This is a genomic window from Achromobacter dolens (assembly GCF_902859745.1).
GTDB classification, from domain to species: domain Bacteria; phylum Pseudomonadota; class Gammaproteobacteria; order Burkholderiales; family Burkholderiaceae_B; genus Achromobacter; species Achromobacter dolens.
In genome coordinates this window covers 168523-180662 of sequence record NZ_CADIJW010000005.1, presented here as the reverse complement: position 1 = coordinate 180662, position 12140 = coordinate 168523, and the positions used below count along the sequence as shown (strand labels likewise).

At 69.3% G+C, this 12140-nt stretch carries 12 protein-coding genes; 9 read left to right on the top strand and 3 right to left on the bottom strand.

Annotated features, from left to right (window positions below):
* Window positions 1-204: 204 nt before the first annotated feature.
* Entirely contained in the window at window positions 205-1125 is a 921-nt protein-coding gene (locus HV783_RS06865) for a LysR family transcriptional regulator (RefSeq protein WP_175188850.1), read from the top strand.
* 84 nt (window positions 1126-1209) lie between these two features.
* Window positions 1210-1401 (top strand): DUF2970 domain-containing protein, encoded by a 192-nt coding sequence (locus tag HV783_RS06860; RefSeq protein ID WP_006390012.1) that lies wholly within the window; start codon window positions 1210-1212, stop codon window positions 1399-1401.
* Window positions 1402-1476: 75 nt separating this feature from the next.
* On the opposite strand, the gene HV783_RS06855 is transcribed toward HV783_RS06860, so the two are convergent.
* The gene (locus HV783_RS06855; RefSeq protein WP_116792963.1) at window positions 1477-2340 is read right to left on the bottom strand and encodes a LysR substrate-binding domain-containing protein; all 864 of its coding nucleotides are present in this window, start codon (window positions 2338-2340) and stop codon (window positions 1477-1479) included.
* Between the two features lie 124 nt (window positions 2341-2464).
* Here HV783_RS06855 and HV783_RS06850 point away from each other — a divergent pair, with 124 nt between their 5' ends.
* The 3 genes from HV783_RS06850 to HV783_RS06840 all read left to right on the top strand — a co-directional run bounded on the left by HV783_RS06850 (window position 2465) and on the right by HV783_RS06840 (window position 6428).
* Window positions 2465-3994 (top strand): MFS transporter, encoded by a 1530-nt coding sequence (locus HV783_RS06850; protein ID WP_175188849.1) that lies wholly within the window; start codon window positions 2465-2467, stop codon window positions 3992-3994.
* 159 nt (window positions 3995-4153) lie between these two features.
* Window positions 4154-5890 (top strand): nitrite/sulfite reductase, encoded by a 1737-nt coding sequence (locus HV783_RS06845; RefSeq protein WP_175188848.1) that lies wholly within the window; start codon window positions 4154-4156, stop codon window positions 5888-5890.
* Window positions 5883-6428 carry a DUF934 domain-containing protein gene (locus HV783_RS06840; RefSeq protein WP_175188847.1) on the top strand — a complete coding sequence of 182 codons (546 nt, stop codon included), beginning with the start codon at window positions 5883-5885 and terminating at the stop codon, window positions 6426-6428. Before HV783_RS06845 ends, HV783_RS06840 begins: the two co-directional genes overlap by 8 nt.
* Before the next feature lie 50 nt (window positions 6429-6478).
* On the opposite strand, the gene HV783_RS06835 is transcribed toward HV783_RS06840, so the two are convergent.
* Window positions 6479-7282 carry an IclR family transcriptional regulator gene (locus HV783_RS06835; RefSeq protein WP_054500475.1) on the bottom strand — a complete coding sequence of 268 codons (804 nt, stop codon included), beginning with the start codon at window positions 7280-7282 and terminating at the stop codon, window positions 6479-6481.
* A gap of 102 nt (window positions 7283-7384) precedes the next feature.
* Here HV783_RS06835 and HV783_RS06830 point away from each other — a divergent pair, with 102 nt between their 5' ends.
* Genes HV783_RS06830 through HV783_RS06815 form a run of 4 tightly spaced genes read left to right on the top strand, consistent with a single transcriptional unit; the run spans window position 7385 to window position 11488 of the window.
* Complete coding sequence (locus HV783_RS06830) at window positions 7385-8374, top strand: Bug family tripartite tricarboxylate transporter substrate binding protein (protein ID WP_175188846.1); 990 nt, start codon at window positions 7385-7387, stop codon at window positions 8372-8374.
* An 11-nt stretch (window positions 8375-8385) separates the two neighbouring features.
* On the top strand, window positions 8386-9891 hold the full coding sequence (locus HV783_RS06825; RefSeq protein WP_175188845.1) for a class I adenylate-forming enzyme family protein: 1506 nt from the start codon (window positions 8386-8388) through the stop codon (window positions 9889-9891).
* Entirely contained in the window at window positions 9888-10676 is a 789-nt protein-coding gene (locus HV783_RS06820; RefSeq protein ID WP_054500473.1) for a citryl-CoA lyase, read from the top strand. Before HV783_RS06825 ends, HV783_RS06820 begins: the two co-directional genes overlap by 4 nt.
* Window positions 10673-11488, top strand: a complete 816-nt coding sequence (locus HV783_RS06815; protein ID WP_064527334.1) for an SDR family NAD(P)-dependent oxidoreductase — start codon at window positions 10673-10675, stop codon at window positions 11486-11488. The genes HV783_RS06820 and HV783_RS06815 overlap by 4 nt, the downstream gene beginning before the upstream one ends.
* A 111-nt stretch (window positions 11489-11599) precedes the next feature.
* Here HV783_RS06815 and HV783_RS06810 read toward each other — a convergent pair whose 3' ends face one another.
* Window positions 11600-12139 carry a 1,2-dihydroxy-3-keto-5-methylthiopentene dioxygenase gene (locus HV783_RS06810; protein ID WP_175188844.1) on the bottom strand — a complete coding sequence of 180 codons (540 nt, stop codon included), beginning with the start codon at window positions 12137-12139 and terminating at the stop codon, window positions 11600-11602.
* Window position 12140: the final 1 nt, after the last annotated feature.

Genomic DNA, 12140 nt, shown 5'->3' with positions numbered 1-12140 from the left:
GGCTCGCGGCGCGAGCAGGCGGCAGCCGCGATTTTCGCCCGGGGGCCGGCGCGCCAACCATGACAGCGCCAGGGCTAATGTGTTGCGTAAAATGCAACGGACGCCCCTGGACAGGGAATTTTTTGCAAGAACCAGCAATATATAAGGGAAAACCCTCAATATGTTGCGGACCGAACCGATGCCTTTGCGCCACGGAGCTTCCCCATGGACGAAAAACTCGACGCCCGCCGCACCCATTACTTCATGCAGGTCATGAGCCGCGGCTCGGTGCGCGGCGCCGCCGAAGTCCTGAACATGGACCCATCCGCCGTCAGCCGCGCCATCGCCGCGCTGGAGCGCGACTGCGGCATGGCGCTGTTCGAACGGCGCGGCCGCGGCGTGGTGCCGACCGACGCCGGCCACATCCTGGCGCGCTACGTGAAGCGCCAGCAGAACATCCAGGAGAGCTTCTTCTCGGAAATCGACAGCCTGCGCAAGGCGGAGCGCGGCCACATCGACCTGGTGCTGGGCGAAGGCTTCGTCGAGCTGATGTTCGACCGCGTCCTGCCCGGCTACTGGCGCAGTCACCCGGAAGTCACGCTGGACATCGACGTGGCCCGCACCTCGGAAATCGTGCAGCGCATCGTCGACGACCAGGCCTACATCGGCCTGGTGTTCCAGCCGCCCAACGATGCGCGGCTGCGCACGCACTATTCGCGCCCCGAGCCGATCCGCGCCATCGTGCGCCAGGAGCATCCTTTGACGCGCCTGCTGCGTCCGCTGCTGCTGACCGACCTGGTCGACTACCCCGGCGCCGCGATGCAGGAAGGCTTCGGCGTGCGCCAGCACATCCAGGCCGCCGAGATCAGCGAACAGGTGCGGCTGCGCAACGTGCTGACCACCTCGTCGTTCAAGGCGCTGTGGCAGTTCGCCGCCACCGGCATCGGTTATGCCCTGACGCCGCCGATCGCCGTCACCGCCGACATGGCCGCGATGCGCCTGGCCAGCCTGCCGCTGGCCAACCCCATCCTCAACCAGGGCAGCCTGCACGTGCTCAGCCGCGCCGGGCGCCACATCTCGCCGGCCGCGCGCGAACTGCTGGACCACATCGTGCGCGGCATCGGCACGCCCGCCGACGCCATCTGATACGGTCGCCTGGGGCCAATCTGCACCTGCCGCGCCCGCGCCGGGGCGGCTACAGTGGGTCCATCCCCTGTCTGGAGACCCGCCATGCTCAGCTTCCTGCGCACGGTCAAATCCGTCCTGTGGGGCTTTTTCGGCGTACGCCGCGGCCGCGGTTACGACGCCGACATCGCCCACAACAAACCCGCGCCGCTGATTCTCACCGGCCTGCTGATGGCCGCCTGCCTGGTCGTGATCCTGGTGCTGGTGGCACGCTGGGCGGTCAACGCCGCGCTGTAGATCGCCACGCGATCTGCAATGACGCCATGGCGTCAATGGGCGGACAGCGTGCCCGCGTAGCCTCGAGACAGCACGCTAGGGCAGCGCCAGCGCCGACATTTCCGTCAGCAACTGCCCGAACGCCCGCACCGCCGGCGCCTGCTGTTCCGTCTGGCGGGAAATCAACCTGAAGTCCGCATGCGTCAACGGCGGCAGGCCGTAGCGGCCGTCGATCACGTCCATGCCTGGCCGCACGTCCTCCTGCGGCAGCGCCGTCACCGCCAGACCCGCCAGCACCGCCGCGCGCAGGCCCTCCTGGCTGGGCGAGGTGAATGCCACCCGCCATTCCAGGCCGGCCGCCTGTAGCGCGTCCACGCCCACCAGCCGGTGCACACAGGGGGATGGCGCGAAGGCCAGCGGGATCGGCTCGTCAACGGGAAAATCAAATGCGTGCGCGGCGGCCCACACGAAGCGCGTGCGCCGCAGCATCGCGCCGCGCTCGGGTTCGCTGGGCAACGCCATCACCACGGCCAGGTCCAGCGCATCCGCCTCGACCTGGGTGCGCAGATCCAGGTAGCTGCCGACCACCACGTCCAGGCGCACCGCCGGAAAGGCGCGCGCGAACCGCGCCAGCAGCAACGGCAGGCGTTCGCCCATGAAGTTTTCGGGCACGCCCAGGCGCACCGCCCCCGCCACCGATGACCGCTGGAAGCGCCGCGCCAGCGCGTCCTGGGCGCGCAGCACCTGTTCGGCGTAGCGCAGGAAGTCCTCGCCGTCCTCGGTCAGCGCCAGGCTGCGGGTGGTGCGGACCAGCAGCGCGGTGCCGGCCTGCTCCTCCAGGCGCCGGATCTGGTGGCTGACGGCCGACTGGCTCAGGTGCAGCCGTTCGGCGGCGCGGGTGAATCCGCCCGCCTCCTTGACCGCGACGTAGGTGCGCAGCAACGCGGTATCGAAGTCCATGGCGTCAACTCATGATGAAAATTAATTAATTCGACGAAATTAAATCATTTCCATCATTTTTAACAGGCTCCCAGAATGAGGTCCCGCGGCGGATTCCCGCCGCCGACCTCTCGTGAGAACCCCGATGCCGCTTTCGATAGCGCAGAAAAATAGCTTTACGCTGGCCGCCGTCTGCCTGGCCGCCCTCATGTTCGGCCTGGAGATCTCCAGCGTGCCGGTGATCCTGCCCACGCTGGAACAGGCCCTGCACAGCGGCTTCCAGGAACTGCAATGGATCATGAACGCCTACACCATCGCCTGCACCACGGTGTTGATGGCCGCGGGCACGCTGGCCGACCGCTACGGCCGCAAGCGCCTGCTGCTGGCCAGCCTGGCGGTGTTCGGCCTGACCTCCCTGGTCTGCGGCTGGGCGCAGGACACCGGCGTGCTGATCGCCGGCCGCGCGTTGCAGGGCCTGTCCGGCGGCGCCATGCTGATCTGCCAGGTGGCGGTGCTGTCGCACCGCTTCCAGGACGGCGCCGCGCGCGGCCGGGCCTTTGGCGCCTGGGGCATCGCCTTCGGCGTCGGCCTGGGATTCGGCCCCGTCATCGGCTCGGCCATCGTGGCGGTAGCGAGCTGGCAATGGGTGTTCCTGGCGCACGGCCCGCTGGCGTTGATCGCCCTGGGCCTGGCGTGGAAGGGCGTGGACGAATCGCGCGATCCGCGCCAGCGCAAGCTGGACGTGGCCGGCATCGTCTCGCTGTCAGTGGCGGTGTTCGGACTGGCCTGGTTCATCACCCAGGGGCCATCGGCTGGCTTCGCCAGCTTGGCGACCCTCGCCAGCCTGGGCGCGGCCATCGTAGCGCTGATCGTCTTCGTGATCACCGAACGCCGCTGCGCCGACCCGATGTTCGACTTCGCGGTGTTCCGCATCCGTCGCTTCTCGGGCGCGCTGCTGGCGTCAGCCGCGATGAACTTCAGCTTCTGGCCCTTCATGATCTACCTGCCGCTGTATTTCCAGAACGGCCTGGGCTACGGCGGCCTGGGCACCGGCCTGGCGCTGCTGGCCTACACCCTGCCGACCCTGGTGGCGCCGCCGCTGGGCGAGAAACTGGCGCTGCGCTACCGCCCCGACACGGTGATCCCGGCCGGCCTGTTCGCCATCTGCCTGGGCTTCGCGCTGATGAAATGGGGCAGCGGCGTCGCGCAGGCCAGTTGGCTGACGATGCTGCCCGGCTGCCTGCTGGCCGGCACCGGCCTGGGCCTGATCAACACGCCCGTGACCAACACCACCACGGGCGCGGTGCCCGGCGACCGCGCCGGCATGGCCTCGGGCATCGACATCAGCGTGCGCATGATCAGCCTGTCCATCAATATCGCGCTGATGGGATTCCTGCTGGTCGAAAGCGTCCTGGCGTCGCTGCGCCGCCATTGGCCCCAGGCGCCCGCCGATGCCACGCTGCGCGCCATGGCCGAGGCCCTGTCGGCGGGCAACCTGGGCGATGGCGCCGCGCCGGCCATCCCCGCGGACGTGGCCCGGATCGCGCTGACGCACGGGTTTGGCGATGTCATGCTGTACGGCGCGGCGGCCGTCGGCCTGCTGGCGCTGGCCAGCCTGGCCGCCTTCCGGGGCGCCCGGCCGCGTCCCCGGGCGGTCGCCGGGTCCGGCGGCTGAACGCCGCCACGCAGGTGTCTGCCGCAGGCATACGCTTATTACCAGAATGACTTAGACGGTCGAAGCGGCTGCCTGTTACGGTTATGAATCCCCCAGTCCCCGCCTACGGCGGGCCACGCTTGCGGGGACCAGACCGAGAAGACCTCAAGGGCAGTAGACATGTACGTGTATGACCCCGTCGACCAGCAGCTCGTCGAGCAGCGCGTGGCGCAGTTCGCCGACCAGACGCGCCGCTTCCTCGATGGCCAGCTCACCGAAGATGAATTCCGCGTCCTGCGCCTGCAGAACGGCCTGTATATCCAGCGCCACGCGCCGATGCTGCGGGTGGCCATCCCCTACGGCATCCTGGCCTCGCGCCAGTTGCGCACCCTGGCGCACATCGCGCGCAAATGGGACCGCGGCTACGGCCACTTCAGCACGCGCCAGAACATCCAGTTCAACTGGCCCAAGCTGGAAGACGTGCCGGACATCCTGGCCGAACTGGCCACGGTGCAGATGCACGCCATCCAGACCAGCGGCAACTGTATCCGCAACACCACCACCGACCACTTCGCCGGCGTCGCGCCGGACGAGCTGATCGACCCGCTGGTGTGGTGCGAGATCATCCGCCAGTGGTCCACGCTGCACCCCGAATTCGCATTCCTGCCGCGCAAGTTCAAGATCGCGGTCAGCGGCGCGGTGCAGGACCGCGCGGCGGTCGGCGTGCACGACATCGGTCTGCAGGCGGTCGAGCGCGACGGCAAGCTCGGTTTCCGCGTCTGGGTCGGCGGCGGCATGGGCCGCACGCCCATCGTCGGCAAGCTGATCAACCAGTTCGTCGAATGGCAGGACCTGCTGACCTACCTGCAGGCCGCGCTGCGGGTCTACAACCTGCATGGCCGCCGCGACAACAAGTACAAGGCGCGCATCAAGATCCTGGTGAAGGACCTGACGCCGGAAGTCTACGCGCAGCAGGTGGACGAACAGTGGCAGCTTATCAAGGGCGGCCCCGACACCATCACGCAGGAATTCGTCGACACCATCGCCGCGCGCTTCATCTGGCCGCAATACGATCCGGCCGCGGCCAACGACACCGACAACACGGAGGCGCTGGCCGCCGCCGACAAGCGCTTCGCCCGCTGGCTCCGCACCAACGTGCATGCGCACAAGACGCCGGGCTACGCCGCCGTCACCGTCTCGCTCAAGGCCACCGGCGTGCCGCCGGGCGACATCACCGCCGAACAGATGGACGCGGTGGCCGCGCTGGCCGATGAATACGGCTTCGGCGAACTGCGCGTGTCGCACGAGCAGAACCTGATCCTGGCCGACGTGCGCCGCGCCCGCCTGCACGAGCTGTGGGGCAAGCTCGAAGCGCTGAACCTGGCCACGCCCAACGTCGGCCTGCTGACCAACATCATCGCCTGTCCGGGCGGGGATTTCTGCGCGCTCGCCAATGCCGTGTCGATCCCCGTGGCCGAGGCCATCCAGCGCCAGTTCGACAACCTCGACTACCTGTTCGAGATCGGCGAGCTGGACCTGAACATCTCCGGCTGCATCAACTCCTGCGGCCACCACCACGTCGGCCACATCGGCATCCTGGGGGTCGATAAGGCCGGCGAGGAGTGGTACCAGGTCACCATCGGCGGCCGCCAGAACGGCGCCGCCAAACCGCTGCCCGACATCGAATCCACAAAGGGCGGCGGCGCCGCCATCGGCCGCATCATCGGCCCCTCGTTCGCCCGCGACCAGGTGCCGGGCGTGGTCGACCGCCTGATCCGCACCTACCTGGGCCTGCGCGACAGCGAGGAAGAACGCTTCATCGACGTGGTGGACCGCGTCGGCATCGATCCCTTCAAGCAGGACGTGTATTCCGACCCCGCCTTTGCCAAGCCCGCCCAGGAGGCCGCCCATGTCTGAGCCCTACGCCCACGACGCGCCCGGCCCGCACCTGATCCGCAACGGCCGGCTGGAAGCCGACAGCGCCCGCCCCTTCGTGCCCGACCCCGAGGTCGCGGCCGACGGCCAGGTGCCGACCGACGAACCCGGCTGGATCGTGCCGCTGGCCACCTGGAAGGCCTCGCACGCCACGCTGCGGCGCCATCGCCATCCGGTCGCGGTCCTGCTGGAACCGGACGCCGACCTGCGCGACCTGCTGGAAGCCGATGGCACGCTCGATCCGGCGGGCATCGCCTTCATCGCGGTGGACTTCCCCGTCTACACCGATGGCCGCGGCTATTCGCTGGCGCAACTGCTGCGCACCCGCTATCACTGGACGGGCGAGCTGCGCGCGGTCGGCGACGTGATGATCGACACCATCCACTACCAGGCGCGCGTCGGCTTCGACAGCTTCCTGGTCAAGCCGGGCCACGACCCGCGCAAGGCGCTGGACGCGTTCAAGACCTTCACGGTGCACTACCAGAAGACCTACCGCGCGCCCGCGCCGGCGCAGGCCTGACGCGCGCAGCCGGCCTCGATGCCATCGAGGCCGGACCGACCCCTTATCGTTCAATCCGCCTCGTCGACCAAGCCGGGCAAGCTCCAGCGCTGGCGCCTGACCTCGTCCTGCCCCAACTGCGTGCGGATCAACTCGGCAATGGCGCGCTGGCGCGGCGCCTGCATGCGGTCTATCAGGCTCGAAACGCTGACCGCCAGCCGCGGATAGCCGCCCGCGTCGCACAACGCCACCCCGACGCCCAGCACGCCCGGCACCGCCGCATTGCCCACCACCGCCCAACCCCGGTCGCGCGTGTTCTCGGCCAACCGCCGCATCTGCGCCACCGTCATGCCGCCATAGGCGCGCAAGGCCTGCTCGTTCTGTGCGATCACCTCGTCGGCCTCGGCCGGCGGCAAAGCGCCCAGCAGCGCCAGGCCGGCCGCGCCCACCCCCAGCGGCTGGCGATGGCCGATGGTCACCGCCAGCACCTGCACCGGGTAGTTGCCGACCTCGCGATGCAGGCATAGCGAATCGCCGCCGGCGCGGCAGATCAGGAATGCCGAATCGCCGCTGACGTCGCTGATCTGCCGCAGCACCGGCCGCAGGCCGCGCACCGCTTCGGCGTGCGGATCGCCGGCCATCATCACGCCCAGTTCCGCCATGCGCCAGTGCGGCGCGTCCGGCTCGCGCAGCGCGTAGCCCTCCTGCGCCAGCACATCCAGGTACCGGTAGACGGTCGAGCGCTGCATGCCGGCGGCGCGCGCGATGTCGGTCACGTGCATGCCGGCCGCGCCCGCCTGGCGCAGCACGCCCAGCACCCGCAGCCCGCGCCGCAACACCCGCGGCCCGCCGTCGTCGCTTTCCGGTTTGTTCATTTTCTGGACACCTTGCGTTGATGAGGCGCCTATCAAAGCCCAATATGAAGTCGGGCAGGCAAAGATCTGTCCAGATATTAGACAAACAGGACGGAGACAACCATGCAGACATTCAGCAGGCGGCTGGCCGCCAGCGCCGCGGCCCTGGCGGGCGCCATTGCATTCAGCGCGCCGAGCCAGGCTGCCAAACCCTATCCCGAACGCCCGGTGACCCTGGTGGTCGGTTACGCCGCGGGCGGCGCCACCGACATCGTGGCGCGTCTGGTCGCCAAGGCCCTGAACGAGGAACTCGGCCAGACCATCGTGGTGGAGAACAAGACCGGCGCCAACAGCAACATCGGCGCCGAAATCGTCGCGCGCGCCGCGCCCGACGGCTATACGCTCTACGTAGGGTCGATCGCCAACACCATCAACCGCACGCTGTACAGCAAGCTCAACTACGACTTCGTCAAGGACTTCGAGCCGATCGGCCTGCTGGCGACCATCCCCAACATCCTGGTGGTCAACCCCAAGCTGCCGGTCAAGACGGTGCCGGAATACCTGGCCTACGCCAAGGCCCACCCCGGCAAGCTGACCTGCGCCTCGTCGGGCAGCGGCTCGTCCATCCACCTGTCCTGCGAACTGTTCAAGATGCAGACCGGCACCGACATCCTGCACGTGCCCTATCGCGGCAGTGGTCCGGCGGTGGCCGACCTGCTGGGCGGCCAGGTCGATTCCATGTTCGACAACCTGCCCTCGTCATTGCCCCACGTGCAGGCTGGCAAGCTGCGCGCCATCGGCGTCACCTCGCCGCAGCGGCTTCCGGCCGTGCCCGACGTGCCGACGCTGGCCGAGTCCGGCTTGCCCGGCTTCGACGTCGAATCCTGGTTCGGCCTGATGGCGCCGGCCGGCACGCCGCAACCCATCATCGCGCGCCTGAACCAGGCCATGAACAAGGCCCTGGCCAACCCCGCGCTGCTGGCCTCGTTCCAGCAATCGGGCTTCTACGCGCCGCAATCGCCCAACACGCCGCAGACCTTCGGCAAGAAGATCGCCAGCGAAATCGACAAATGGGGCGAAGTGGTCAAGCGCGCCGACATCAAAGCCAACTGAGGAGCACCAGGGTGTACCCGATAGATTTCTTTTTCCGCGCCGCCGAGCAGTATCCGGACCGCGTGGCGCTGGACGCGCCCGAGGGCCAGGTGACGTATGCGCGGCTGGCCACGGACGTGCGCGCGCTGGCCGCCGCGCTGCAGGACCTGGACCCGGCGCCACAGACCCGCGTCGCCCTGTGCGCGGGCAACACCAGCCGTCATATCCTGGCGCTGCTGGCGGTGCTGGCCAGCGGCAAGATCTGGGTGCCGCTGAACACCCGCAGCACGGCGCGCGAGATCGGGCGCATCCTGGACGCCACCGAGCCGTCCATCGTCATGGTGGACGACGCCGGCGACGCGCTGGTGGCGGCGGGCGCGCCGCATCGCGTCAGCCTGGCGCCGGACATCGCCGGCCTGGCCTTCGAGGCCCTGCTGCAACGCGGCGCCGGCCGCGAACCGCTGCGCCACGCGCTGCCGCGCGAGGCCACCCAGGCAATCAAGTTCACCGGCGGCACCACCGGCCTGCCCAAGGGCGTGATGCAGCCCTATCACGCCTGGAACGCCGCCATCATCAACCAGATCCACAGTTGGGGCCTGACGCACCAGGACCGCTACGTGGTCGCCGCGCCGGTGACCCACGGCACGGGCACCTACCTGCTGCCCGTGCTGGCGCGCGGCGGCGCGCACGTGCTGCTGGACAGCGCCACGCCGGCCTCGATCACTGCCGCCTTCCGCGAACGCGGCGGCACGCTCAGCTTCATGCCGCCGACGCTGATCTACATGATCATGGCGCAGCCGGGCGTGTCGCGCGCCGATTTCCCCAAACTGCGCAACCTGATCTATGGCGGCGCGCCCATGCCGCCCGAAAAAATCGAACGCGCCCGCGCCTTCTTCGGCCCGGTGCTGGGCACCACCTACGGCCAGACCGAGGCGCCGCAGATCGTCACGGTGCTGCGTCCCGCCGACCTGGAATCGCCCGACAACCGGGCCTCGGTCGGCCGCGTCACCTGGCTATCGGACGTCGCCATCATGGACCCGGCTGGCGCGCTGCTGCCGCGCGGCGCCATCGGCGAAGTGGTGGTGCGCGGCGACCTGGTGATGTCGGGCTACTGGCGCCTGCCCGAGAAGACCGCCGAGACCATCGTCGACGGCTGGCTGCACACGGGCGACACCGGCCTGATCGATGAACGCGGCTACCTGTTCCTGAAGGACCGCCTGCGCGACGTCATCATCACCGGCGGCTTCAATGTGTATCCCGTGGATGTCGAGAACGCGCTGTCGTCGCATCCGGCCGTCTACGAATGCTCGGTGTTCGGCCTGCCCGACGACAAATGGGGCGAGGCCGTGCACGCCGCGGTGCAACTGCATCCCGGTGTCGCGGCCGACGCCGATGCGCTCAAGGCCCACGTGCGCGCCCTGCTCGGCCCGGTCGCCACGCCCAAGCAGATCCACCTCCACGTCAGCCTGCCGCGCTCGCCCGTCGGCAAGGTGCTCAAGAACGCCGTGCGCGATGCGGCCCTCAAGGAGTCTTCATGAACACGCCCGAAACCCGCCTCTGCGCCCATCACCTCACCGGCATGTCGTACCGCGACGTCGACCTGGTGGAAGACCTGATCGGCAAGAAGACCTTCACCGAAGTCATGATCATGCAGATCCTGGGCCGCGAGGCGCGGCCGGTGGACATGCGCATCGTCGACGCGGTGCTGGTGACCCTGATGGAGCATGGCCTCACGCCCAGCGCCATCGCCACCCGCCTGATCTACATGAGCGCGCCCGAAAACCTGCAGGGCGCGGTGGCGTCCGGCCTGATGGCGGTCGGCAGCCAGTTCGTCGGCACCATGGAGAACTGCTCGCGCCTGCTGGACCGCATCCGCCAGGCCGCCGACGGCCGCGCCGAGGCGCTGGCGATCGCGCAGGAATTCCGCGCCAGCCGCCAGGCGCTGCCGGGCTTCGGCCACCACCTGCACAAGCCCGACGACCCGCGTTCGATCAAGCTGCTGGCGCTGGCCGAGGCCGAGCCGGACCTGCCCGGCGATTCGCTCAAGGCGCTGCGGCTGCTGGCGGCGGCGATCGACGAGACCTACGGCAAGCACATCACCATCAACGCCACCGGCGCGGTCGCCGCGCTACTCAGCGAGATCGGCGTGCCCACCGCGCTGATGCGCGGCTTTGCGGTCATCTCGCGCGCCGCCGGCCTGGTGTCGCACGTGGCCGAGGAGCAGCAGAGCCCGAGCGGCCGATTTATCTGGGAAACCATCGACCACGCCATTCCCTACGTCGGCAAGGGCAAGTCGCACCAGCGCGACGGAGAACCGTCGTGATCCCGCCCGCGCCCGGCGCACGGCTGGCGGGCAAGATCGCGCTGGTGGCCGGCGCCGGTTCCTCGGCCGCCGGCTGGAGCATCGGCAAGGCCAGTTGCGTGACGCTGGCGCGCCAGGGCGCGGCCATCATCGCGCTGGACGCCGACCTGGCGGCGGCCGAGGACGCGGCCCATGAAGTCGAGCGCGCTGGCGGCCAGGCCCTGCCGGTGCAGGCCGACGTGGCCGACGCCGACGCCATGCGGGCCGCGGTGGACGCGGCGCTGGCCCACTACGGCCGCATCGACGTGCTGCAGGCCAACGCCGGCATCGGCAAGGTCGGCGGCCCGGAAGACATCGACCTGGCGGATTGGGATCGCATCCAGCGCGTCAACGTCACCAGCCTGCTGATCGCCACGCGCCTGCTGGCGCCCGTGATGCGCGCGCAGGGCGGCGGCGCCATCGTCACCGTGTCGTCGATCGCCGGCATCCGCTACACCGGTTACCCCCACCTGGCCTACAGCGTCAGCAAGGCCGCGGTGATCCACTTCGCCCGCATGGCGGCGCAGCAGTATGCGGCCGACGGCATTCGCGTGAACACGGTGATCCCGGGCCTGATCGATACGCCGCGCGTCGCGAAGAACGTGGCCGGCATGTTCGCCAAGGACGACCTGGAGGCGGCGCGCAAGGCGCGCGACCGGCAGGTGCCGATGGGCCGCATGGGCACGCCGTGGGAAGTGGCGAACGCGGTGGCGTTCCTGGCGTCGGATGAAGCGTCGTACATCACCGGCACGGAACTGCTGGTGGATGGGGGCCTGACGGGCAAATACGCTTAGAGCGAACCGCAAGGAAGAACGCGGCGGCGCGGCCCGGGCGCGTATCCGGACCGCTTGAGGCGGAGGACACGATCAGGCCGCGTCGTCACTGCACGCCGCGCCCTCGCGCCGTCAGGGCAGCACCGGAAAACGCGCGGCGATCTCGTCGCCCGTGAACCGCGCGACCCAGCCCGCCGGATCATTGAACAGCCGGATACAGGTGAACGCGGGCGCCGAGCCCATGTCGAACCAGTGCGGCAGGCCGGCCGGCACCGAGATCAGGTCACCCTGCTCGCACAGCACCGCGTAGACGCGGCCGGCGGCATGCAGCGTGAACAGGCCGCTGCCGGCAACGAAGAAGCGCACCTCGTCATCGGCGTGCGTGTGCTCGGCCAGGAACTTGCGGCGCAAGGCCTCGCGGTCCGGATGCGCCGGACCCAGGCTGACCACATCGACGCTGCGATAGCCGCGCTCGGCCACCAGCCGCTCGATCTCGGGACGATACGCCGCCAGCACTTCGGCCTGCGGCGCGCCGGGCGTCAGCGGCGCCTGTGCCTGCCAGCGCTCGAAGGTCACCCCGATGGCGGCCAGCTCGCGCCGGATCTCGCCGACCTCATCGATGCGCCGGCCGGCAGCGGGATCGTCCTGCGGATAGATCGTCAGCGTCGACATC